The 24,403-nt window shown below is 44.3% G+C and carries 17 protein-coding genes; 11 read left to right on the forward strand and 6 right to left on the reverse strand.

Annotated elements, in window-relative coordinates; translation table 11 throughout:
- Positions 1 to 61: 61 nt before the first annotated feature.
- The 6 genes from K0625_RS02035 (at position 62) to K0625_RS02060 (ending at position 9,329) form a co-directional block, all read left to right on the forward strand.
- On the forward strand, positions 62 to 3,118 hold the full coding sequence (locus tag K0625_RS02035) for an amidohydrolase family protein (RefSeq protein ID WP_220108127.1): 3,057 nt from the start codon (positions 62 to 64) through the stop codon (positions 3,116 to 3,118).
- Positions 3,118 to 4,422, forward strand: a complete 1,305-nt coding sequence (locus tag K0625_RS02040; RefSeq protein ID WP_220108128.1) for an amidohydrolase family protein — start codon at positions 3,118 to 3,120, stop codon at positions 4,420 to 4,422. Before K0625_RS02035 ends, K0625_RS02040 begins: the two co-directional genes overlap by 1 nt.
- 137 nt (positions 4,423 to 4,559) lie before the next feature.
- On the forward strand, positions 4,560 to 4,943 hold the full coding sequence (rcsF, locus tag K0625_RS02045) for an Rcs stress response system protein RcsF (RefSeq protein ID WP_220108129.1): 384 nt from the start codon (positions 4,560 to 4,562) through the stop codon (positions 4,941 to 4,943).
- Positions 4,944 to 4,966: 23 nt separating this feature from the next.
- Positions 4,967 to 5,689, forward strand: a complete 723-nt coding sequence (gene tsaA, locus K0625_RS02050; RefSeq protein ID WP_220108130.1) for a tRNA (N6-threonylcarbamoyladenosine(37)-N6)-methyltransferase TrmO — start codon at positions 4,967 to 4,969, stop codon at positions 5,687 to 5,689.
- Between the two features lie 59 nt (positions 5,690 to 5,748).
- Entirely contained in the window at positions 5,749 to 6,315 is a 567-nt protein-coding gene (locus K0625_RS02055) for an acyltransferase (RefSeq protein ID WP_232846888.1), read from the forward strand.
- 539 nt (positions 6,316 to 6,854) lie between these two features.
- Positions 6,855 to 9,329 (forward strand): alpha/beta hydrolase family protein, encoded by a 2,475-nt coding sequence (locus tag K0625_RS02060; RefSeq protein ID WP_220108132.1) that lies wholly within the window; start codon positions 6,855 to 6,857, stop codon positions 9,327 to 9,329.
- A 296-nt stretch (positions 9,330 to 9,625) separates the two neighbouring features.
- Here the strand turns inward: K0625_RS02060 and yiaA are convergent, their stop codons facing one another.
- The 3 genes from yiaA to K0625_RS02075 all read right to left on the reverse strand — a co-directional run bounded on the left by yiaA (position 9,626) and on the right by K0625_RS02075 (position 11,617).
- Positions 9,626 to 10,210 carry an inner membrane protein YiaA gene (gene yiaA / locus K0625_RS02065; protein WP_269902789.1) on the reverse strand — a complete coding sequence of 195 codons (585 nt, stop codon included), beginning with the start codon at positions 10,208 to 10,210 and terminating at the stop codon, positions 9,626 to 9,628.
- 192 nt (positions 10,211 to 10,402) lie between these two features.
- The gene (locus K0625_RS02070) at positions 10,403 to 11,191 is read right to left on the reverse strand and encodes a trypsin-like serine protease (RefSeq protein ID WP_220108133.1); all 789 of its coding nucleotides are present in this window, start codon (positions 11,189 to 11,191) and stop codon (positions 10,403 to 10,405) included.
- 228 nt (positions 11,192 to 11,419) lie between these two features.
- Complete coding sequence (locus K0625_RS02075; protein WP_220108134.1) at positions 11,420 to 11,617, reverse strand: hypothetical protein; 198 nt, start codon at positions 11,615 to 11,617, stop codon at positions 11,420 to 11,422.
- A 108-nt stretch (positions 11,618 to 11,725) separates the two neighbouring features.
- On the opposite strand from K0625_RS02075, the gene K0625_RS02080 reads away from it, so the two are divergent.
- Positions 11,726 to 13,435 (forward strand): proline--tRNA ligase, encoded by a 1,710-nt coding sequence (locus tag K0625_RS02080; RefSeq protein ID WP_220108135.1) that lies wholly within the window; start codon positions 11,726 to 11,728, stop codon positions 13,433 to 13,435.
- 134 nt (positions 13,436 to 13,569) lie between these two features.
- Here K0625_RS02080 and K0625_RS02085 read toward each other — a convergent pair whose 3' ends face one another.
- From K0625_RS02085 to K0625_RS02095, 3 genes are all read right to left on the reverse strand, one after another.
- Positions 13,570 to 15,153, reverse strand: coding sequence for an N-acyl-D-amino-acid deacylase family protein (locus tag K0625_RS02085; RefSeq protein ID WP_220108136.1), 1,584 nt, complete (start codon positions 15,151 to 15,153; stop codon positions 13,570 to 13,572).
- Positions 15,154 to 15,161: 8 nt separating this feature from the next.
- Entirely contained in the window at positions 15,162 to 16,343 is a 1,182-nt protein-coding gene (locus K0625_RS02090) for a M14 family metallopeptidase (RefSeq protein ID WP_220108137.1), read from the reverse strand.
- A gap of 62 nt (positions 16,344 to 16,405) precedes the next feature.
- Complete coding sequence (locus tag K0625_RS02095; RefSeq protein WP_220108138.1) at positions 16,406 to 19,258, reverse strand: TonB-dependent receptor domain-containing protein; 2,853 nt, start codon at positions 19,256 to 19,258, stop codon at positions 16,406 to 16,408.
- Between the two features lie 214 nt (positions 19,259 to 19,472).
- Here K0625_RS02095 and K0625_RS02100 point away from each other — a divergent pair, with 214 nt between their 5' ends.
- The 4 genes from K0625_RS02100 (at position 19,473) to K0625_RS02115 (ending at position 24,388) form a co-directional block, all read left to right on the forward strand.
- Positions 19,473 to 21,197, forward strand: a complete 1,725-nt coding sequence (locus K0625_RS02100; protein ID WP_220108139.1) for a Na+/H+ antiporter NhaC family protein — start codon at positions 19,473 to 19,475, stop codon at positions 21,195 to 21,197.
- A 47-nt stretch (positions 21,198 to 21,244) separates the two neighbouring features.
- A complete protein-coding gene (locus K0625_RS02105) occupies positions 21,245 to 22,123 on the forward strand; it encodes a LysR family transcriptional regulator (protein WP_220108140.1) in 879 nt (292 codons plus the stop codon).
- Between the two features lie 121 nt (positions 22,124 to 22,244).
- Positions 22,245 to 23,324 (forward strand): N-acetyltransferase DgcN, encoded by a 1,080-nt coding sequence (gene dgcN / locus K0625_RS02110; protein ID WP_220108141.1) that lies wholly within the window; start codon positions 22,245 to 22,247, stop codon positions 23,322 to 23,324.
- On the forward strand, positions 23,321 to 24,388 hold the full coding sequence (locus tag K0625_RS02115; RefSeq protein WP_220108142.1) for a dipeptide epimerase: 1,068 nt from the start codon (positions 23,321 to 23,323) through the stop codon (positions 24,386 to 24,388). Before dgcN ends, K0625_RS02115 begins: the two co-directional genes overlap by 4 nt.
- Positions 24,389 to 24,403 lie beyond the last annotated feature (15 nt).

Consider the following 24,403-nt stretch of genomic DNA (forward strand, 5'->3'; position numbering starts at 1 on the left):
TTCACATTAACTTTAAGATAACCTCTATTTACGACCTGAACAGTATATTGTCTCCCTATAAATGCATAACAAAATAACAAGCATAACAATAATTACTGCATTGACTTTTTCTTACATAAAAAACAGCAGTGCAAATGACCAACTTACTGATAATACTCCAAAACTAACAGCTTTAACTCATGCTAATTTAATGATTGAGCCTGGAGAGGTGCTTGAAAATGCCACTCTGGTAATCAAGAATAATAAAATCATTGAGATTATAAAAGATAATAAAGTTCCTCAACATGCCTTTGTTATCGATTTGAGTGGTTACACTATTTATCCAGGCTTTATCGATCCATTTACCAACTACGCCATCGATTTTAAATATCCTAAAATTGAGACATCTCCCCCAATTTATGAAATAAAACGTATTGGAGGAAATGCTGAAAATGGTGCTATTCATTCAGAAAAAGAGTGGTTTAACTTTGTTTATCCCAACAATGAGAAAGCCCTTGATTGGGTAAATAATGGCTTTACCAGTGTTCAGTCAAGTAACCTAGATGGGATATTTAGGGGCCGTGGAGTCACTTTGTCATTGGCTGATAAACGCGCTAACGATATTATATATCATGCTAGAGCAAACCATTTTGTAGCATTCGATAAAGGCAGTTCACCTCAAGATTACCCCTCCTCATTAATGGGAAGCATCGCCCTTATCCGACAAACTCTCTCCGATGCAAAATGGTATAAAGAGAATAAACATAAATCTTTCGCTAAAACTCAAAACACTTTAGTTGAATTTAATGCTGCATTAGCTGGTTTAGGAACAATTGAAAACGACCCACTTCTATTTGATACTCGCAACTTGAATAACCAACTCAGGGCTGCAAAATTAATCAAAGAACATAAATTAGATGCCAGTTTACTTGGAAATGGCAAAGAATATGCTCGCATAGATGAATTAAAAACCTTCCCATTTGAATTAATTCTGCCATTAAATTTTCCCGAAGCACCGAAAGTCGGTGATAGTGACAATGAAAGAGAGGTCAGTTTAGCCACAATGCGTCACTGGGAACGAGCTCCTGGGAATCTCAAAGTCGTATCAGATGCAGAGATCCCATTTGCCCTGACTCAACACGGCATCAAACCTGAGAGGTTTTGGCCTAGATTAAGGCAAGCGATAAATTATGGTCTCACTGAAGAAGCAGCCTTAGCAGCACTCACCACTGATGCCGCTGCAATAGCAGGAATAGATGAGATAAGTGGCCGGCTTAAACCAGGTTTTATGGCCGATCTTGTCATCGCTAAAGGTAACATATTCCAAGATGGGGAGATCCACAGTGTCTGGTTACAGGGCGAAGAGACCCAGCTGATTAACCGCAACACCTCGCTGTTAAATCAAAACATTCAACTGCAAATTGGCGCATTAACCTTAGACCTTGAACTCGACAATACGAGTCAAGAGAACTTAAGCGGCGCTCTCTCAAGTGGTGAACAGCAACTGCCGCTTTCAAACCTAGACTATCAAGATCGCAGATTAACCTTCAGTGCCGATATGACGCCTGCTGGTTTTGATGGAATTAATCGCTTTACCTTATGGTTTGATAAACAGGGAGTGCACGGTCGCATGCTAGATAAACAGGGCGCAGTCACCTCACTGGCGGGTATCACCACCGATAACCTCTCATCAGCAGACCAAGCAACAACTGAGCAAGCCCCAAACTATATCTCGACACTTACCTCCCCTAATGTCGCTTATGGCAAAGAGATAGCTGCCCAAGCAGAAAATCTGCATATCAGTAATGCCACCATATGGACATCGGATAAACAGGGAGTCCTAAGCAATAGCGATCTTATCGTCTCACGAGGAGAGATTAAGCGTATTGGACAAAATCTTTCAACGCCTTCGGGCTACACCTTTATTGATGCCACAGGTAAACACCTTACAGCGGGTATCGTCGATGAGCACTCTCATATCGCAATCAATGGCGGCATCAATGAGGGCACCGACGCGATCACCTCAGAGGTCAGAGTGGGTGACATCATTAATCCGGACGATATTGGTATCTACCGCGCCCTTTCTGGTGGTGTCACAACCGCCCAGATCCTTCATGGCAGCGCCAACCCAATTGGCGGACAAGCTCAAGTTATTCAGATGAAATGGGGAGAAAGCGCATCATCGCTTAAGTATCAACAAGCTAAACCCAGCATCAAGTTTGCTCTCGGTGAAAACGTCAAACAGAGTAATTGGGGCGATAAATTTACTAGGCGTTTCCCGCAAAGCAGAATGGGCGTTAAATCTCTCTTTAATGAGGCCTTTAATGAAGCTCAGGCTTACCAAAGTGCACTGGACAACTACCAAGACCTTAGAGGAAGTGAAAAGCGTCGCCGAGTCGCCCCGCAACCTAATTACCGCTTAGAGGCGATAGCCGAAGTATTAGCACAAGAGCGAGATGTACATATTCACTCATACGTTCAATCTGAGATCTTGATGTTTTTACGCCTCGCTGAAGCATACCAATTTAAGGTTGGCACTTTCACTCATATTCTTGAAGGCTATAAAGTCGCCGATGAGATGGCCGCTCACGGTGCATCAGCTTCAACCTTTTCAGACTGGTGGGCTTACAAGTTCGAGGTCTATGATGCCATCCCGCAAAACACCTGTTTGATGCAAAATAAAGGGGTATTAACTAGCATCAACTCAGATGACTTTGAGATGCAAAGACGCCTAAATCAAGAAGCGGCAAAGTCCATCATGTATTGCGACATGTCGCCAGAAGACGCTTGGAACATGATCACAATAAATCCCGCCATCCAACTGGGAGTCGATGAATACTTAGGTTCAATCACTGAAGGAAAGCAGGCTGACATAGTGTTATGGGATCACTCTCCCCTCTCTGTTTATGCTCAAGTCCAGGCGGCCTGGATTGAAGGTAAACGCTATTTTGACCGTAAAACCGATAGAGAGATGCAGCAGAAAGTCAGTGTTGAGAGAGCCGCATTAATTCAAAAAATACTCGCGGAGCAAAACAGTGATAAGTCACTTCCTCCCGGTGAAGTGATTGATGAGATTGATGAGCCTGAGTGGCACTGTGATACCCATTATGATGTATGGCGTCAGGGAGGAGCTATATAATGAAAAAGATAACTGTTCTTAACCAAGTTTCATCTAGCACTCTAACTCTGTCGGTTCTAGTTTGCTCAGCTCTCTCCAGCACTGCTTTTGCACACGATATGGTGCCCGCCACGGCGCAAAGTAGCAGTATTATATTTAAAAACGCCACTGTACATACGGTCATTGATGGCGTTAAGCACAATACTAACCTACTTATCCAAGATGGGGTCATTAAAGCGATAGGCCCCGAAATCAGCGCACCAGAAGCACAGATATTCGACGCCAGCAACAAACATATCTATCCCGGCCTAATCGCATTAGACACTAGCATGGGCTTAGTTGAAGTGGAGATGATGCGTCCCAGTAATGACAGTTACGACATCGGCTTAAGCAACCCTCAACTGGAGGCTATCACGGCCTTTAATCCAGACTCAGAGATAATACCAACCGTTAGGGTCAATGGCATTACCCATGCTCAGGTGGTTCCTCAAGGAGAGCGATTAGCAGGCCAATCGGCACTGGTGTCTATGGACAGCTGGACAATAGAAGATGCCCTCGTGCCATCGACAATGGGATTTCATCTCTACTGGCCTAAACAGGGAGCGCTTCCTCAAGATGAAAAGAAGCGTGAAAAACAACTTAAACAGCATCGCAAAGACCTTAAGCAACTGGCTACCATCTTTGAGGAGGGCTATCGTTACTCCCTTGCCAGCAAGGCTAAAAAGCTGTCAAAACAAGATATTCGCTGGCAGTCGATGCTACCACTATACAGAGGCGATGCTCAGCTATTTGTCCATGCCAACAGGCAAAAACAGATTGAGGAAGCGGTCTCTTTAGCCAAACAGTATGGTTTTAAGTTGGTGATCGTCGGTGGGTATGATGCATGGCGCCTCGGTGAGTTACTCAATGAGATAGAAGCTAAGGTTATCTATACAAAAACCTTAAGCCTTCCAATGAGAAAAGATGAGCCACTAGAGATGAGCTTTAAGATCCCTGCGCTGCTCAAACAGGCTAATATCCCCTTCGCTCTGGGCTTTACTTCAGACTGGAACAGCCGAAACCTACCGCTTGCAGCAGGACAAACCGTTGCCTATGGCTTAAGTAAAGAGGATGCTCTACAAAGCATCACACTCGATGCTGCCAAGATACTCGGCGCCGAGTCTATGGGAGCCTTAGCACCGGGCTACGCTGCAAACTTAGTGATATCGGGCGGTGATATATTGGATCCTATGATGACCAAGATTGAAAAGGTCTATATAGACGGAAGAGAGGTGGATCTAAATAATCGGCAACAACAGCTTTATCAAAAGTACCTAAAGCGATAGAATCCACTCATTGAGTTGCACCACAAAATGCCGTATTTTGCGGTGCAAATAATATCCCTTAGTAACTGATTATCAATGTCTAATACCAATCGGTATAATACTCTGTACCTAAATATGTACAAACACAGGCCTCAATCATGAAAAAAATTTTATTTCCCGCTCTGGTTATACTCCTAAGCGGATGTGCAGGCGAATACACCTTTAACAGTAACCTTAATGATGAAGCGATTGATGATTACTTCAAGGCATCCGATGTCGCTGTGTATGAGAATGGTCTCCCTAAAGGTCAATTTGAGCCGATAGGTTTAGTCGAGGGAGAGTCTTGCCAGATAGGCGAAAATGATGCCCCTGCTAGCATAGTTGAAGCACGCACAATGGCCAGACGTAAAGCTGCGGATAAAGGCGCAAATGGGCTTCTTATCAAAACCTGTTTTGTCTCTCCAGAGCAGACACAGCAATGTGTCAGCAGTGCAATCTGCATCGGACAAGCCATTAAAATAGCCGACACCCAAGCTCAATAATCAGATTGAAGAAGTAAAACTAGATGACATTTACCAGTCAAATTCAGGCTGTTGCCCTGTGCCGTACCCCCTATAAGCAAAAGTTTGGGATCCCAAGACAACCGGGACTCGTCGGTGCTGCACGAGGGTTTGTAGAGTTACAGCCTCCTTTCAACCATATAGACGCAGTGAGAGGACTGGAGCAATACTCACATCTTTGGCTACTGTTTAGCTTCCATGAGAATCTGTCACAGGGTTGGAAAACCACCGTTAGACCTCCCCGTCTTGGCGGTAATGAAAAACTGGGCGTCTTCGCTACCCGTTCCACTTTCAGGCCTAATGGTATCGGACAATCCGTCGTAAAACTCCATAAGATCCACCATAAAAACGGCATTGTCTCACTGGAGATCTCTGGCATGGATCTACTCGATGGTACTCCGGTTATCGATATAAAGCCCTATATCCCCTTCTCCGATGCCATTGAAACAGCTCAAGGCGGCATCGCACATGAAGCGCCAGTTTTGGCTGAAGTGAAGTTTACTGAGCAGGCTCATCAACAGGTGAAGGCCTATGAAAAACTTGAGCAATACCCTAGATTTGAAGAGCTGATCATTGGCGTTCTGGCACAAGATCCTCGCCCAGCCTATAAGAAGTCCAAAGCAGATCCTAAAGAGTACCAGGTTGCCCTTTATGACTTAGACATACTCTGGCATATGCAAGATGACGCCATCGTTGTAACAGAGCTACGTGCAGGTGCTCAAGGGTAAAGGAAGATTCTGTGACAGCTCCCGATTATCAAACACAACACAAAAAGCGCCTCTCCTATATGCCATGGCTCTATTTCAGCCTCAAGCCTAAGCTGCTTAGCTGGGCTGAGCCTTGGCAAAAGCAGGTGCAAGCAGAGTTTATAGCGCTAGAAACAGTCACGTTTGGAGATAACTGTTTTATAGCGCCTGAAGTGAAACTATTCGCCGAACCTGGGCGAGATATCACCATAGGCTCCCACTGCATGATAGCGGCAGACAGCTTCCTTCACGGCCCTATCAGCCTAGGTGATGAGGTCGCAATTAACCATGGTTGCTCACTCGATGGTGGTCGAAATGGCATTAAGATAGGGGCGCAGACCCGCATCGCGAATAACGTCACTATCTATGCCTTTAATCATGGGATGGCTCCCGACACACCTATCTATCAGCAAGCCTCAAATTCTAAAGGCGTCACTATAGGCAAAGATGTTTGGATAGGAGCGCAAGCAGGAATCGTCGATGGCGTGAGCATAGGCGACCACGCCGTTATAGGTATGGGCAGTATCGTCACTAAAGATGTGGCAGATTTTGCGATTGTAGCCGGTAATCCAGCAAAAGTGATAGGGGATAGACGAGATAAACCCTAACCCATAACTACCTATTGATGTCAGCGTGCATAAAGCCCCTACTCTTTTAAAACCATTATCAACCGTTCTTTTTCCTCAAGATATATAACTCAATTCTTTATAGAACAAGTTTATACCCAAGCTACCTCAAGGTGCTCGTTTCAGAGCCCCCGTAGGATAGCTGAACAAGGCAGTGATTGAGGATAATGGTTATTCCCTTGTTGAAATCACTAAAGCAGTGCAGCAATTCTACGGGAACTCCCGTAGGGCACGGCGAGAAGCAACATTTTTCTGTGTTATGAAATATTGAATTACGACTGCATGGATGCAGAAGGTAGGGCGAAGCAGGATACCAGAGCCGAGAATAACTAGTCCTACTATTTCATGCCTTGAACTCTGTCACTTCTCGACATGCTGAATCCTGCACCTTGAAGTTGTTTGGGTATATGAGCATTAACAAAATCAGGTGCATTCCTTTACAAGATTTGACACACTGTAGCGCTCAAATTGGGTTTAAATTCAATCAAAGAATAAAGAATAAATAACAACAAGGATACCCCATGAAAGTTATGTCTCTGGTTTGTGCCAGTATCACATTGGCATTTTCGGGATTAAGCGTCAGTGCCGAAATAGACAAAACCAATATTCAACAATTCGGCCCCGTTACTTCAGTCACAGCGCAAGCCTTATCAACAAGTAGTCACAGCGATACACTAAGGGCTAACTTGGCTCAGTCTTTGTCACTTCATGATGAATTAGATATCTTAGGTAAAAGTTACAGCTGGGAAACAGTCAAGAAGAGTAATGATAAAGGCTGGATTGCCTATAAAGTGCAGCTTAGCGCAGAGCGATTCACTCAAGGCACATTGACCATTAATGGTGTGAATCAACCCCAAGTCTATCTTAATCGCGTGCTGCTCAAAGCCGATTCCAAAGTTGAATTGGCATTGCAAAGTGGTGATTACCAATTAATGGTACTTGCCGATGGTATCGATGAAGAGGTGCCGTTTAGCTTAGATTGGCAAGGTAAATCTGACATTGATAACCCCAGCTTTACGACGACAAAAACCCATAGAGTCTCTCCCGCACAACTTTTTGACTCAGAAGTGATCACTAGCCTCAGCTTATCACCAAATGGTAGATATTTACTGCAAACCAAACGTCATTACCCAGCGAATAACGATAACAAGCCTGTTGCTGTTACTGAGTTACTAAATGTCTCTGATAAAGAAGTGATATATCGTTGGCAAGATAGTGCACCTTCAAGTGCCACTTGGTCCGATAACAGTAAGCAGCTCGCATTTGTCGCAGATAAGCAGATTCAGTTGCTTACCGTATCTAATATCAGCATTGATGTTGCAGCGACTCAAATGGAAAATGTTTCAGCACTTAAGTGGTATGGAGATAGCCTTTTATTCCACTGGGAAAACCCCTTCAAAGCCGATGAGAAAGCGACCAATAAACGTTTTCAAGCATTAGAAGATAGATGGAGCTATTGGCGCAACAACAGCCAAATATACCAACTTGATATTGCTTCAGGTTTTATCCGTCAATTGACTGATGGCAAACTCAGCAGCAACCTACTTGATAGCCATCCTGATGACGATAAGTTACTGCTGACTCGCTTCCCAGTCGATTATAAAGAACCTGCACATGGGCTCACTCAGCTGGTCGAACTTGATGTTAATACATTAACTGAAACCCTGATTGGGGAATATCGTACTTTCGATTCAGCAACCTACACTGATGACGGCATGTATATCATGGCGGGCCCAGACTTTATGAAGGGCCTAGGCGTTCAAGACTCGTCTGTGGTCGTGAATAATTACGATGGCCAATTGTACTGGCGCGACGACAACGGCAAAGTTATTCCGTTAAGCAAAGATTTTGATCCCGCAATAGGCGGTGCAGGTAAACTTAGTAATGATGATTTAATTCTTCGTGTAGGCGAAGGTGATCGCAGTCAGCTCTACCTGTTCGATTTAAGCCGTAAAAGCTTTAAAAAGATCAATACCGGCATGGACATGGTTAACCACTTCAGTGTTGCCAGCGATTTATCAAAACCCGTTATCGCTTATGCCGGCACGTCAGCCACTGTGCCGCAAAAAGCTTACCTTATAAAGTCTGGTAAAAAGGCATTACTGTTTGATAGCCAAGCGGCAAGTTATGCAGACACTCGTATTGGTGATATTCAAGACTTTGATTTTACCAACACCCACGGTCATAACATTGATGGCCGGGTTTACTTCCCTGTCGATTTTGATGCAAATAAACAATACCCAGCACTGGTGTATTACTATGGTGGAACCGCACCAGTGACCCGTAACTTTACCGGTCGTTGGCCATTTAACTTATGGGCAGCTAAAGGTTATGTGGTTTATGTACTACAACCTAATGGTGCTACAGGTTACGGCCAAGCATTCAGTGGCCGTCATGTAAACGCATGGGGCGATTACAGCGCTGACGATATTATCGAAGGCACACAAGCCTTCTTAAAAGAACACAAGTTTGTCGATCCTAAACGCGTGGGTAACATGGGCGCCTCTTACGGTGGTTTCATGACCATGTATTTAGCCACTAAAACCGATATCTTTGCTGCATCTATGGCACATGCTGGGATCAGTAATTTATCTGCTTACTGGGGACACGGTTGGTGGGGATATGGCTATTCAGGCGTAGCGAGTAAAGGCAGCTTCCCATGGAATAATCGCGACTTATATGTTGAACACAGCCCGCTATACAATGCAGACAAAATCAACACGCCGATGCTATTACTCCATGGTAATGCCGACACCAATGTCCCTGTAGGTGAAAGTCATTACATGTATAGTGCATTGAAAATGTTAGGTAAGCCTGTGGAGCTAATAGAGTTTAACGGCCAAGATCATCACATTAATGGTCGCCAAGCTCGGTTTGATTGGTGGGATGCTACCCTTGCATGGTTCGACTTACACCTAAAAGATGAACCACAATGGTGGAACAAACTCTACCCTGAAACAAGCACTGAGAATAGTGCAGAAGCAGCGGTCAAGTAGGCTAATATTGAATTTGTTAAAGCCCTGTACTCGAAACAGTACGGGGCTTTATTATTTGTATTGGTTTACTTATGCGATTTCACTCTAATATCGATTAGAATCAATAATAGCTAGCCATTGTTAATCAATAGATATCGAGCTCCTCCATAAATCCATTTGTCCGCCATCCAAGTAAATACATTTTACTTTCAGACTCATCAACTTTCACAAGGTCAACACCTGCAAAAGAAAAATGAGCAGCGAATAAGCATATTAAAACAACGCATTCACTGGCACTCATAAACGACACCAAAGACTTAATCAATAAGTTCAGAGGCATCCATAGCAACATCTAGACCCTGGGAGGTTTTTGGAAAAGCAGATGGGTCTGTGACACCTTGCTCATCAGTTAAATCCCTTATATTTTTCTGCACGGTAATGATGGCAAAAAGAGCCAAAATAAAAGACATACCGTAGAAACCTTTCTCACTCAAAGCCATCGTTGCATTCACTAATCCAACAACCAGTAATGCGATAGAAGATGAAAATGCCACCCAGCACATGCCAACAAACACATTAGTAACCGGGATCCCCTCAGCTTTATCACGAATTGTCTTCTGTAGAGTCACAGCAGAAAACATAGCTAATAGAAAAACAGCGAAGTAATAGCCTTTTTCATTAAGCTCAAGCACAGCATTCCAAAGCCCGATGAGATAACCAAAAACACCAATAATGAGTGCCCCCCAAGTCGCAAATATGTAAGCAGGGGTGGGTCCGTTTAAATTTGTTCTGTTCAATTGCATTGTTAATTCATCCTTGTTTTTTGTTAACTTGATCCCAGCAGAGCTCATCTTAGATACATACCTAACTGCGGTTAAATATATGCTATTTATTAAGAGCATTGATAATCCTTTATACTTATGAATTGTTATCCATATCCTTTAATATCAGGCTTATAACCTCCATCACTCATCTTTCTTCCCATGTTATAACATGTTTTTAAAGAGAATTGGGACATTCAGGGGACGAGGCAGACACCGTTACAGGATTTCCTAAAAAACGAGTGCCCCCCTCACTAGCAAGCTAAAAAGTTATTAACGACCTAATACACTTAATATCCAACCTTGATAATTTGACACCCTAACTTGATAGGCTGTAGTACCATAAAAACCACCTTGAAAAGAAGATATGTCACCATGCCCCAGCTGCCAACTTGATAACCCAACAAGATAAGGGACTCCTTCTTGAAATATAACCGCAGCTCCGCCGCTATCTCCTGAACCATGCATACCTTCAAGTGGTAATGCGTTTGCAGGCTGGTCAAATTTAAATGCTAACCAGTTACCTTCCGCGCTTTCAACAATATTCTGAAACTGGTTCATTACACCGAGTGATTTGGTACCTGGGTCTTCGCCAGTTAATCCGTTCCCAGTAGCCCCTCTACCATAGACTGTAACTGTTTTACCTTTTTCACTTTTACCAGAAAATATTTTGATTGGTTCTACACCATTAACCCTTGAGGTTAATTTAATTAGCGCAATATCGCTTCTAGATTTAAAGAAACTCATTAAGGGCGCCAAATCGCCTTTAAGTAAGTCTTTATGAGGTTGAGTGTAATCAGGGTGTATATGAACGCTTTCAATTTCATAAGCTTTTGAACCAACTATTAATTCTTTACCAATATAATCATAAAAAATAGTATGTGCTACGGTCACAACCCATTGCGAATTTATGAGTACGCCATGACCTTCATAGGGCATATCAATTAGATATTCAGGTATTTTGTTTAAAACATAATTTTCTGGGGGAATATCATGCCTTTTCACAACGGCATTACCATCGAGAGAGTAGAAACTAAAAAATAAAAAAAGCCAAAATTTCATATCACATCCATGTTCATTGATAGCCAATTAACTATCTTATTTTATAGGAATCCCGAAGCTCCAGCCATTATATAAAACATTAAGAAACTTATCAGCAGCTGGTCGCGGCCGGAAAACCCAAAAAAGTTGCCATTATTGCCTGCATAAGAAAGGTGGTTGTAACGTTAAATTCGATGCTGAGATATGGCCCTTTTTTAGGGATAGTGTGGGAAGCACCAAAACTTCAAATTAGCTGTTGACGCCATAGTCTCCTGTTGAACGAAGCAGCTCTGTGGCAGAAGAGATAAAATTCTTAATTCTACACAATCTTAAATACTTTCTTTTTTGCTTCCCTCTACCTTCTCCTTGCTTAGCAAGAAATATTCTAGAGGAGAGCGACAAATCCAAAATAACAAACCAGCCATAAGCCAAATCTGAAAATGTCATCGACCCTCATTCCAAAGCCAGCCTATCTTGGTGTAATAAACTTGATGACAGAAACCCTATAGATGATAAAATGTCGTCCAATTTTATTTTCAGAACTGGATATCGGTAATGCGCGTTAGCAAGTACCTGCTTTCAACACAAAAAGAGACCCCTGCTGATGCAGAGGTGATCAGTCATCAATTAATGTTACGTGCCGGCATGATCCGTCGTAACGCTTCAGGCCTTTACAGCTGGTTGCCGACAGGACTTCGTGTGCTGCGCAAGATAGAAGCCATTGTCCGTGAAGAGATGAATAAAGCCGGTTCTGTTGAGATACTGATGCCTATGGTTCAGCCCGCTGATCTTTGGGTCGAAACTGGCCGCTTTGAAAAGTTTGGTCCTGAGTTGTTGCGCTTTCAGGATCGTCACAACCGTGATTTCGTGCTTGGCCCAACTCATGAAGAGGTGATCACAGATATCGTGCGTAAAGAGGTTAACTCTTACAAACAGTTACCTTTGAACCTGTTCCAGATCCAAACGAAGTTCCGCGATGAAGTACGTCCTCGTTTCGGTGTGATGCGTTCACGTGAATTCTTGATGAAAGATGCATACTCTTTCCATTTAGATCAAGAAACTATGGACGAGACCTATGAGTCTATGTTCCAGGCTTATAGCAATATCCTGACTCGTCTAGGCTTAGCTTTCCGTCCTGTAATTGCAGACACTGGTTCTATCGGTGGCAGCATGTCACACGAGTTCCATGTGCTGGCAAACAGCGGTGAAGACTTAATCGCTTACTCGACAGGTAGTGATTACGCTGCAAATATCGAAAAAGCTGAGTCTCCAATGCCAACCCAGATCCGTGGTGAAGCAACGCAAGAGATGAGCTTAGTTGATACACCCAATGCTAAGACTATCGCAGAGCTTGTTGAGCAGCACGGCGTTGCTATCGAGAAAACAGTGAAGACACTTATCGTTAAAGGTTCATCGGAAGACACGCCTCTTGTGGCGCTTGTTATCCGTGGCGACCATGACCTTAACGAAGTTAAAGCTGAGAAAATCCCAGCGGTTCATGCACCTTTTGAGTTTGCAGATGAAGCCGAGATCCGTAAAGCCGTGGGTGCAGGCCCAGGTTCTATCGGCCCAGTAGGTCTTGAAATCCCTGTTTATATCGATCATGGCGTCAGCGTGATGAGTGATTTCGCAGCCGGTGCAAATCAAGATAATAAGCACCTATTTGGCATTAACTGGGAGCGCGATCTTCCACAAGCTGAAGCATTCGATCTACGTAACATCATCGAAGGTGAAGCTAGCCCTTGTGGTCAAGGCACTATCGCACTACTTCGCGGTATCGAAGTCGGTCATATCTTCCAGTTAGGTAAGAACTACTCAGAAGCGATGAATGCGAATGTACTTGACCAAAATGGTAAGGCGCAAACCTTACTCATGGGTTGCTATGGTGTTGGTGTGAGCCGTATGGTTGCCGCTGCAATTGAGCAGAACCACGACGACCGCGGTATCATCTGGCCAGATGCCATTGCGCCTTTCCGCGTTGGGATCTTACCGATGAACATGCATAAGTCACATCGCGTTCAAGATATGGCAGAACAGCTATATAAAGATTTGAATGATGCGGGTATCGAAGTCTTGTTTGACGATCGTAAAGAGCGCGCAGGTGTGATGTTTGCCGATATGGAGCTAGTGGGTCTGCCACATGTTGTCGTGATTGGTGATCGTAATATTGATAACGGTGTATTCGAGTATAAGAACCGCCGCACAGGTGAGAAGCAAGAAGTGCCATTCGATCAAATCGTTGAGTTCTTAAAGTCGGCTCAATAAGCTTTATCTTATAGACACTTTTCTAAATATGTTTCTAGATATATTAATAACGCCACTCAACTGAGTGGCGTTATTTTTTACAGTACTATTCCTTACAACCCTGTTTCTACAACACTTTTTAGCAAAAACAAAATTCACGGCTTCAATACCTGCCCTGCCAATATCCCTGTATATTGCTGTTTATCTATCGCTAACTGGCCATTAATAAGTACAGCTTCAACCCCAGTTGAATAACGGTTCCAGTGAGAGAAGTCGGCTTGTGCACGGTAGTTTTCTGTATCGAAAATAACAATATCAGCAAACATGCCTACGCCCAGTTGCCCTCTTTTACTCAAACTTAATATCTCCGCTGTTTTTGTGGCGCTTTGGTAGATAAACTCTTCAAGGGTTAACAGCGAATTTTGCTTTACATACTGCTGGTACTTTTGCGGAAACGAAGCATATTTCCTTGGATGACCATCGGTGCCATCTGATGAAGTCACCACCCAAGGTTTAACGATAAAGTTCGCTAGATCTTGCTCTGACATATTGAAAGAAGCCACTCTCACCTCGTCGCGCTGCACCAGTTCAATTGCTGCGTCCACTTCAGATTTATCCAATGCGATAGCGATCTGCTCTAAGGTTTTCCCGATGAGTTGTTGCTCGTCAAACGCAGTAATAAGCAGGGCCTTACCACCGCCTCGGCGACGCAGATTCTCAGTTATCTCACGATTGAGTTGCTGATAGAGCGCAGGATCATTTAAGCGTTTGAAAAAAGCGTTTTGAGAATCCGCCATCACCCATTTAGGCATGATGGCGTTATGTAGCTTAGTACCTGATGCAAGCCAGGGGTATTGATCTGCCGAAATTGAGATCCCTTGAGATTGAGCTTGTTCAACTTTATCTATCACGGCACCGCTTTGCCCCCATACATCGACGCCAAGTGCTTTTAAGTGTGCAAGGTGCAGATGAACATTAGCTTGCGTTGCAATCGCAATCGCTTCATCAACAGCGGGCAATAAACCGATACTAAAGCTGCTCTCATCACGAAGGTGAGTATCATAGATCCCATGATATCGAGCAGCCACTTTCGCCAGCGCAATCACCTCTTCTGTACTCGCGTAGTTTTGCGGCACATAATAAAGACCCGATGAAAACCCCAACGCCCCCTGGGCCATCGCTTGCTCAACCAGTGACTCCATTGCATTGAGCTCTTTGCTTGTGGGCATTCGTTTCGCTTTACCCATCACTTGCTGACGCACTGCGCCATGACCCACCAGCATGCCGACATGAGTGCCAATACCATTGGCTAATAACTCTTTACTCAGCTTATCGATATCAGCGCTACCATCACCATCATTGCCGATAATGACTGTAGTGACACCTTGGGTCAGATAGTTGAGGTTATGGTTGTTATCATGGCTTTTAAGCTCGGCTAAAGCATGAGTGTGGGGATCGATAAAGCCAGGACTCACCACTTTCCCTTTGGCATCTATCCTTCTCTTCGCCCTTATTTGCTTACTTCCTCTTGGATAGATATCACAAATAATAGTGCCACAAACCGCCAAATCCATCGGCTCTAACCGCTTACTCTTACTGTTAAACACTTGACCTGAGTGGATCAAAATATCCACCTTCGCAACTTTAGAAGATGCTTGGGGCGGTAACTGATTGTCACTTGAACATCCCTGCAAAGCGGGCAGCAAGATTAAGAGAAATAAATATGCATTTCTAATCATATCAAGGTCTACTCTACTGGCTTCGATGCAAGCATGGTCTGCATCAGACTGTTTGCGGCATTTATCGCGAGATTGTCGATAAATCGTCTGTTGGTATTATCTCCCATCTCATAAGTGATGGCATGAACCCCATATTTATCGGCAATATACTGCTTAAATACGCCTATATCTGGATTATTACCTGGTTGTTGAATCACCTTAAAACCTGTGTATTGGTTGTCTAACTCATCTAACCAGTGCTCCACCATCTGCGGGTTTTGTAACCCATAATCACTCGGCATAGTGTAGAAGATATCTTTTCGAGTCGAATGAAAATCTACGGCAAAGTGGAGCTTATCTCCCGATGCAATCAAACGTTCAAGGTAGCTTGCCACGACACGAGTTTCAGCCTGTTTAAACTTCCCCCAATCTCTATTGAGATCAACGCCATTCGCATTATGGCGCCAGTTACCCACCTCTACGCCGTCAGGATTCAAGTTTGGAATAATGACAATGTTAAACCTCTGCCTAAACTCCTTAGCAAGCTGAGTGTTCGACAGTAACACTTCGCTAAATGGAAACAGTGCCATAGCACCTGTTAACTCAGGGGGATGTTGACGCCCCAGCACCAACAACCACTCTTTATCCCCTTTGTCTGTACTCGCCTCTAGCTTCATAATAGGGCGCTGCTCAGTCGACAAGCCAAGTTGCTCATGGTTTACCTTTCCTTGGGCCATTAATGCTTCGCCCCACTCTAGGTAATCTTGATTATCGATGATCTCCTGCCCTGCAACCCAGATAGGTTGGTCTGTAGCAGCAAAGTGCATCTTAAGCTGTTGGCTCCTCAATTTGTACTCTTTAAGCGACCAGACCTCGCCATCACGACTTACTTTGGGTAGATATCGATGTTTGCCCCCTTCGACCTCCATCACAATCTCCACCTCTTGGGGGGATTGGGTTACCAGTTTGAAGGCGTACCAAGCACTGTCATTAATCGGCCTATTTTCAGGGCGCAAGGTCAGTAAAAATCGCGTGTCACTGAGTTGCTGACAACGGTCAAGCCGACCCGTTGAAAAGTCAGTTTCAAACTTAACGTTGGCGAAATGACAGTTATTTTCGTTCGAAGTGGAAACACTCTGACAAGCGGTAAAGACAAACAGTGATAATCCAGTATAAAAAACCGTCGTAACTAATTTGTAGGGAGACAACATAACAGAACCTAAATGTAAGAAAACATGGCCTTAATAGGCCATGTTATAAGAAGATACCAAAGTTAGAATGACTTACTAAAGTTCATGTAAAAGTATCGACCACGGTTTGAATGTAAACTGCCAAAGTAACCATGGGCTAACTCATCAGCTAAAGGTGGCTGCTCGTCAGTGATGTTTCTGACGCCTAAACGCAGCTTACTATTATCAAGGAGGTGAGCCCCTTTAAAACGGTAATCAGCATAAACATTGATGGTTTCAAAATTGTCTACGGGCAGCTTAATCACCTCCTCATTGTCATTGGTGTAAGTCGCACTCGTATCAATCACATCACTGATGTAATTGTAGCTGACTCCTGCAGCAATTTGATCTAAACGCCAGTTTACCTCAGCTCTGCCACGCCACTCAGGACGACCATTTTCTTTAATGAGATCGCCAGCCCCAGCAACCGTTCTATCAACTGGAACCGCAGGATTGCCCGCCTCTTGCGCCGCAATTAGCTGAGCTGAGATCGGATCTGCATCTTGGTAGAACTTAATCAAGTGAGCCACGTTAGCAGAGAAATCCCATTCACCAATATCGGTTTCAAGCGAGTAAAGAAAACTGAAATCGACGCCTTCGATATTACGAATATTCAGGTTTAAATAATCGTTATTGATCTGAATCACCTCCATGGTGCTGTCATCACGAAGCACTGCGGGATTAGATGAGCCTTGACTACGAAGTAGCGAGTCATAAAGCAGATGAGATGAACCGGGTAAGATACCAACAATGTTCTCCTGCTCTATCTGCCAATAGTCAGCCGTAAAGGTAAAATTACTGGTTGGATTAAACACAAAACCAACTGAAGTATTCACCGACTCTTCAGGTTTTAGATCAGTAGAGCCACTGCGAATATCGATAATGCCATAAGTCTCGTCCAATACAGGATCATAGAGTCCATTACTTCTTGGCACACCTTCTGCGCTCACTTGCGGCAGACCTGGTGCCCTAAAGCCACCAGCATAAGAAGCACGAATACTTAACCAATCGATAGGTTCCCAGTAGAGCGCGACTTTAGGTTTAGCCGCCGATCCCACATCGGAGAAGTTCTCATAACGACCAGCAATCTGTAGCTCAATATATTGCGAGTAGGAGTCTAACAGCGGGATAAGTAGTTCAGCATAAACTGAAGCGACATTTCTTGCAGCATCTGAATTTGGTGTATGACTTGACCCCAACACATCACTACCAGAAAGCTCCTCACCTGTGACTGAGTCAACAAAAGGGTTACTGCCATTTAATAGAGGATCACGGATATCCTCAAAGGTCTCTCTGCGATATTCAACCCCCATCGCAAGACCAATATCACCTGAAGGTAGGCTCCAAAGTTGGCCGTTACTCACCTTAAAGTCTATTGACGCTAAACTCGTTTTACCATCTCTGTGTACATCGACCATAAACTGATCGATCACCGCTTGAGAGTTAAGCGTTCCATCCCCAGCATTGGGGTTATTAATATCCCCGCCATTAAAGATATTGTACGCCAGATCCGGATTGGTACTGTTGACTGCGGCTTGAAATTTACTTGCCTGCACTCGGTTAGCAACATCGTTAGTTTCAGCAGCTGTATAGAAGATCGCGCTATCCCAGTCCCAATCGCCGAAGTTTCCTTTAAAACCACCCAGAATACGGTAACTGGTGTTTTCGACATTGATGATTCTTGGGCCCGCATCTATCGGACGATAACGTCTAACATCCACACTCTCTCCAAACGGGTTGTAATAGGCATTCTCATCGATAGTAAATCTCTGCGCCGTTAAGTTACCAGCCTGTTCACGCCTTCGTTCTGAGTTGGCCTTGTAATAGGTAATTTCTGAGAAAAACTCGAGTGAATCACTCAGATCATGGGTAGCGTAACCATAAAAATTGAGTCTATCGACATCTGATACTAAAGAGCGTGTTGTGCCGCGGTCGAAACGAAGATCTCTCGACAAACTGCCTTTATCAGCGCAGATCCCATTACCGAGATCTTGGACACATCCATCCATGCTGTCTGGCTGAATATGAAAAGTTTTTAACGACCCACTTCTAAACTCTCCCCAGGGGGTTGTCGTGGTACGGTTATCAAGCTGGGTATCACCAATAAAACCTTCAGGCAGTGTAGGATACTCACGTAGGTCATGGCTTTTAGCATAGTCTCGCTCTGATGCCATCATACCTTCTCTATCAAAGTAGCTTAATGAACCAGTAAGGTGAGTCTTGCCTTCGTTGAGTGATATGCCACCTAAATAGCTCATCGTTCCCTCCCGCAAAGAGGTGCCTTCAGAACCACCATAGGAGAAAGAGACTTTATGTCCTTCATAATCATCTTTTAACTTGTAGTTCACCACACCAGCAACGGCATCAGAGCCATAAATCGCGGCAGCGCCATCGCGGAGCACCTCTAATGAACGTAGACCCGAAATAGGAAGCGCATTCGAGTTAACCGTTGTAACTGGTACAAAATTTTCGGTCTGAGTACCGGGATGGGTCACAACACGACGACCATTGAGTAAGGTTAAGGTATTCCCCGTACCCAATCCTCTGAGGTTAATTGACGCTACATCTCCACGGGCATCGTTCACACCACCATTACCGGTTGACGCGCCAAAATTAACTTCACCCATCTGCGGAATTTGACGTAAAAGGTCATCGCCTGACATCGCCATCGTGTTTTCAATGTCCTCCTCTGTCAGCATAGTGACAGGGAGTGAGCCACTGTCGACAGCGCGCTTAATATTAGAACCAACCACGCTTACACGCTCAATTGACTCATCCGCTGCTTGCTTGTCTTCTTCCTCTGCAGCCAGCGCGTTTGTTGCTAACGCACTGCATAAGCAGACACTTAAATAGCTTAATTTCAGCCCAACACCATAGGTCTTTTTATTATTGTTCATTTAGCTTTTCCCTTCCCATTTTGCCTAGCTCACTTCATACCGGCTTTATCTGTTTTTTCCTGACACTTACACTGAATAAACTCTGCTGACATTACCAATACCCGTTTCTAATCACGGCATAACCTTAGGTTATACGTTTGTAGCGAAATAAGTCGAGAAATGTTAATTTAACTCGGTAAACTGGATCTCAATAATTAGAAATATAAAAGAGATAATGATGAGGAAAAACCAGACAACAGCGCTTTTTATGCTGATATTCGGCCTGTTAGCAGGCATTTTTTGCCACCACTATATCGACAAGCAATGGTTAGAGAGAGCCGTTAGCTACGAGCTTTATTCGAACCTCGATGGCCAACTCGCTTATAAATTCAAAGGTAAAGAGATACTCGTAGGAGAGCTAATCCCCTATAAACTCTCCCCTTTATCCCAAGAAAATCTAGATAAACTTGAAACTGAGCCAAGTATTGAACAGCAGTGGGTACAGGACTCTCAAGGGACAATACGTTTACTCAAACCTGCATTTCACTTTGGAGTCTGGTCACTACTACCCGCTTTCATTACTGTCTGTTTATGCTTACTCACTCGCGAACCCTTAATATCACTATTGACTGGCATCATAGTCGGTGCATTTATGCTGGGACAGTTCGATGTTATCGATAAAGTGCTCATTCCAAATTTAGCCAGCGAAGGGACGGCGGGCTTATTACTGCTCTATCTGTGGTTATTGGGAGGACTGTTAGGGATCTGGACCAAGACAGGCGCAGCACAAGCTTTTGCAGACTATATGGCTAAACATTTTGTTAAAGGACCTAAAAGTGCCAAATTAGTCACTTGGCTTCTTGGGGTGCTCTTTTTCCAAGGTGGTACCATGAGTACCGTGCTTGTAGGCACTACGGTACGCCCTTTAGCAGATAAAGCTAAAGTGAGTCACGAAGAGATGAGCTACATTGTTGACTCTACCGCCTCCCCCATCGCAGCCGTGCTTGCTTTTAATGCCTGGCCCGCTTATGTTCAAGCCCTCATCTTTGTCCCTGGTGTGGCCTTTCTTGCCACTGAATCGGATAGATTGAGCTTCTTTTTTAGCAGTATTCCCTTTAGTTTTTACGGTATTTTTGCCGTCTTGGGTACTCTTCTGCTCAGCTTAAACATCACCAAGTTTTCAGGAAAACGTATCCAACAAGCTCACCAAAGAGCGGCAACAACCGGCGAACTTGATGCTCCCCACGCTAGACCTTTGAGCGCCAAAGAGCTACAGACAGTTGCAGTCCCCGCCAACTATCGCTCCAATATGCTGGAGTTTGTTGTGCCCCTAGTCTGCCTAATTTGTATCGCAATAGGCACTTTTATAGCCCTAGGATCACCTAAAGTGAACTGGGCATTCACCGCTGCACTGTTACTTTCTGGCGGTATTGCGCTTATCAAAGGGATGAGCTTAAACGACCTCATTGATGGCTTCGGTACAGGCCTTAAGGGCGTCGTACTCGCTTCAGTAATTTTAATGTTAGCAGTGATCATAGGTAGCATTAGTAAGCAGATTGGTGGGGGTCTATACCTAGTGTCACTGCTGGCCGAGCAACTACCCTATTGGCTGGTGCCATTAACATTACAGCTGATCACTATGCTCATCGCTTTCTCTACAGGTACCAGTTGGGGAACTTACGCTATCGCCTTCCCTCTTGCTATGCCTCTGGCGTGGGAGATATCTCAAGTACAACAGCTGGCGAATCCAGAGCTTTACTTAATGATCTGTTTTGCCACTGTGCTAAATGGCAGTATTTATGGCGATCAATGCTCTCCAATCTCAGATACTACCGTGTTGAGCGCCATGACGACTGGCTGCGATCTTATGGATCATGTAAAGTCCCAAATCGTCCCCGCGTCACTTGCCGCCGCCATTGCGGCTATCCTTTGGGCTGCATTAGTGTATATCTACGTTTAGTCCCCATTAATATAGCCAATGAGAGACGAATTGTTTAAGGAAAATACATGAGACTGAGACACATAGAGATATTTCACGCCATCTACACCACAGGCTCTATCACCAATGCAGCTAAAATCTTGCATGTGTCTCAACCCTCAGTCAGTAAGGTGCTGTCACACGCCGAGCTGCAGTTGGGATTTCAGTTATTCAACCGAGTAAAAGGGCGATTGACGCCCACCGAAGAAGCAAAAATATTATTTGGTGATGTTGATAAAATCTATCAACAGTTAAGATCCATTAAAAACACGGCTAACAATATTAAAAAATCAGAATTTGGAAGCATCAAAATAGGGCTTACCCCTGCACTTGGTTTTGACAGCATTCCAGAAGCCGTGGCCAACTTTCATCGTGATCACCCTGCAGTGAGTATTCAATTGCAGACCATTCACAATGAATCGGTGATGCACACCCTGCTTGAAAGAAAGTGCGACCTTGCCATTGTCTTCTCCCCGGATAAACAACCTGGTCTCAATGAGATAGAACTGGCTCGCTCAGAACTCACCATCGTTTACCCTAAGGCACTGTTCCCGCACTGCCCCACTAAACTCTCTTTTGCAGAGCTGAGCGAACATGAATTTATCGACATCGGGGATAGCGGTCCACTTGGGGATCTACTCTGGACTCGAATGCTTGAAGAGAATATCAATATAACCCCCAATATTAGGGTACAAACCTATTTCCTTGCAGCCAGAATAGTGGCGCAAAATATTGGACTATGTGTGGTCGATAAATTTACCGCCCTTGGCAATCTATCCCCAAACACGGCAATGGCTTCATTTGACCCACCATTAGAGTTTAGTATCAGTGCATTACACTTAGAGAACAGCAATTTATCTTCCGCTAACAAAGAGTTTTTAAATTATTTAACCAGTGTAATATCATAGTCTTACAGCAACCTATAACCTTGAGTTATAGCCATGATAACTCTTTCAAATTTATCCAAATGATAGATCCGCTAAGCTGTAATTAATCGCAATTACACTTAATAATAAGGGTCATCATCCCATGATAAAAGCTCCCTATCTCCTCTTTATCGGCGATGCCACAGACAAGCTCTCAATCAAAATGGCACAAGGCCCTGTCGACTGGAGCCCAGAGCAGTGCTTAGGTGAACTTAGCGTTACAGGCTGCACTGTCACAACAGGTCTGCCACAGCTCTCTATCGCTCAAGCCGCAAAAATGGGAGCAAAATCATTTGTATTAGGATTTGCCAATAGCGGCGGTGTACTTGATGCCAAATGGCACGATGTGATTAAGCAAGCACTAGAGCAGGGTTTAGATGTTGTCAGCGGATTACATCAGAAACTAGCAGACATTGACGACTTAGCTCAACTTGCTAGTAACTTGGGCAGACAGCTCATTGATATCCGCCACCCACAGCAATCATTTAAAACAGGGACTGGTGAAAAACGCAGTGGTAAACGCTTGCTAACTGTGGGCACCGATTGCTCAGTAGGAAAGATGTACACCTCACTTGCCTTAGAAAAAGAGATGAAAGCCCAACAGCTCGATGTTGATTTTAGAGCTACAGGTCAGTGCGGGATCCTGATTAAAGGTAAGGGTGTGGCTATCGACTGTGTCATCTCTGACTTTATCTCAGGTGCGACGGAATCATTATCCCCCGATAATAGAGGTGAGCATTGGGATATCATTGAGGGGCAAGGTTCACTATCACACCCAGCCTTTGCTGGCGTCAGCTTAGGCTTACTTCATGGCTCACAGCCCGATGCACTGGTAATTTGTCACGCACTTAACCGAAGCCATATGCGCGGGCTACCAAATAGTCAGTTCCCCTCGATTGCCGATACTATCAACTTAAACTTACAGGCTGCAAGGCTCACTAACCCCAATGTCTATGTCGCAGGCATCGCAATAAACACCTCAAGTGTATCTATCGATAAAGGACAGGAGATCTGTCGTGCTATTGGTCAAAAGTTCGGTTTAGCCTGCGTTGATCCTCTGCGTGATGGTGTTGCAAGTATCGTTAGTCACCTACAGCTGCCCCCGCCTAAACTCACAGTAATGGATGATAGCTCGTTGAAAAGTCATAGTGCAAAAATAACAGATATGGCGAAAAGAGCATGATCGACTCAACTAAACGGCTCCACTTCCACGGAGAAGATTTTGAGCTAGTCGCTATTCAACAATCAATTCCTCTTAAGCAGGTATTTAGAATTGCTCGCGGAGCAAAAAATGCCGCACAAGTGATTGTGGTAATAATTAAATATCAAGAAGTTATCGGATGGGGCGAATCCGTCCCCTATGCTCGATATGGAGAAACTATTGAAGGCACTATATCAAGCATCAAAACCGTCTGTACTCACGCTAAACAGTTTACCGACTTTGCCAATGCTATCTCAGCTCATAGTCAAGGCGCTGCTCAAAATGCACTGGATTGCGCCTACTTAGATCTTCAAGCAAAGTTAACCGGCATTGCAACACAGGCTCGTTTTAATCTGCCAAAAACAGGAGCAGTGATCACAGCGCAGACCTTGAGCATAGACACTCCAGAGGCAATGGCAGAAGCGGCTAAACCCTTAGTAAAAGCACCATTAATCAAGGTTAAACTCGACAATATCGACATTATTGAAAAGATGACAGCTATCCATACTATGGCTCCCCATAGTCAGTTTATTGTGGATGCGAATGAAGCATGGTCTATTGAAGATTTACGATTATGTGCAGATAAACTTGCTGCGCTAAACGTGGTACTGATTGAGCAACCCTTACCCGCAGAAAAAGATGAAGCACTTGCAAGTTTAACTATCAATATTGCGTTATGTGCCGATGAGTCTTGCCACACCGTCAAGGATCTCTCTGCGCTTTCAGGCAAGTATGATGTCGTCAATATCAAACTGGATAAAACTGGCGGATTAACCCAAGCCGTAGCTCTTGCGGCGCAAGCTAAAGAGATGGGTTTCGACATCATGCTAGGCTGTATGGTCGGCAGTTCACTGGCCATGGCTCCCGCTTTTTTACTCACTCCTTTTGCAAAATATATCGACCTTGATGGCCCTTTATTAGTCAAAGAGGACAGGCTGATGAGTTTCGATATTGATAACGGCCTTATGCAGCCCTTCAATGAACAGCTTTGGGGTGGGGTGAACCTAGAGTCCAACACTGAAGCGGAGCAACTACTCAAACTTTAGCCCTTGTTTAAAGGG

It is taken from the genome of Shewanella nanhaiensis (genome assembly GCF_019457885.1).
In the GTDB taxonomy this organism is placed as follows: domain Bacteria; phylum Pseudomonadota; class Gammaproteobacteria; order Enterobacterales; family Shewanellaceae; genus Shewanella; species Shewanella nanhaiensis.

What these genes read in the sequence shown, in the direction of transcription:
- K0625_RS02035 (WP_220108127.1), top strand. Translation starts at nt 62, where the DNA reads ATGCATAACAAAATAACAAGCATAACAATAATTACTGCATTGACTTTT.
- K0625_RS02040 (WP_220108128.1), top strand. Translation starts at nt 3,118, where the DNA reads ATGAAAAAGATAACTGTTCTTAACCAAGTTTCATCTAGCACTCTAACT.
- rcsF (WP_220108129.1), top strand. Translation starts at nt 4,560, where the DNA reads ATGAAAAAAATTTTATTTCCCGCTCTGGTTATACTCCTAAGCGGATGT.
- tsaA (WP_220108130.1), top strand. Translation starts at nt 4,967, where the DNA reads ATGACATTTACCAGTCAAATTCAGGCTGTTGCCCTGTGCCGTACCCCC.
- K0625_RS02055 (WP_232846888.1), top strand. Translation starts at nt 5,749, where the DNA reads ATGCCATGGCTCTATTTCAGCCTCAAGCCTAAGCTGCTTAGCTGGGCT.
- K0625_RS02060 (WP_220108132.1), top strand. Translation starts at nt 6,855, where the DNA reads ATGAAAGTTATGTCTCTGGTTTGTGCCAGTATCACATTGGCATTTTCG.
- yiaA (WP_269902789.1), bottom strand. Translation starts at nt 10,210, where the DNA reads ATGCTCTTAATAAATAGCATATATTTAACCGCAGTTAGGTATGTATCT.
- K0625_RS02070 (WP_220108133.1), bottom strand. Translation starts at nt 11,191, where the DNA reads ATGAAATTTTGGCTTTTTTTATTTTTTAGTTTCTACTCTCTCGATGGT.
- K0625_RS02075 (WP_220108134.1), bottom strand. Translation starts at nt 11,617, where the DNA reads ATGACATTTTCAGATTTGGCTTATGGCTGGTTTGTTATTTTGGATTTG.
- K0625_RS02080 (WP_220108135.1), top strand. Translation starts at nt 11,726, where the DNA reads ATGCGCGTTAGCAAGTACCTGCTTTCAACACAAAAAGAGACCCCTGCT.
- K0625_RS02085 (WP_220108136.1), bottom strand. Translation starts at nt 15,153, where the DNA reads ATGATTAGAAATGCATATTTATTTCTCTTAATCTTGCTGCCCGCTTTG.
- K0625_RS02090 (WP_220108137.1), bottom strand. Translation starts at nt 16,343, where the DNA reads ATGTTGTCTCCCTACAAATTAGTTACGACGGTTTTTTATACTGGATTA.
- K0625_RS02095 (WP_220108138.1), bottom strand. Translation starts at nt 19,258, where the DNA reads ATGAACAATAATAAAAAGACCTATGGTGTTGGGCTGAAATTAAGCTAT.
- K0625_RS02100 (WP_220108139.1), top strand. Translation starts at nt 19,473, where the DNA reads ATGATGAGGAAAAACCAGACAACAGCGCTTTTTATGCTGATATTCGGC.
- K0625_RS02105 (WP_220108140.1), top strand. Translation starts at nt 21,245, where the DNA reads ATGAGACTGAGACACATAGAGATATTTCACGCCATCTACACCACAGGC.
- dgcN (WP_220108141.1), top strand. Translation starts at nt 22,245, where the DNA reads ATGATAAAAGCTCCCTATCTCCTCTTTATCGGCGATGCCACAGACAAG.
- K0625_RS02115 (WP_220108142.1), top strand. Translation starts at nt 23,321, where the DNA reads ATGATCGACTCAACTAAACGGCTCCACTTCCACGGAGAAGATTTTGAG.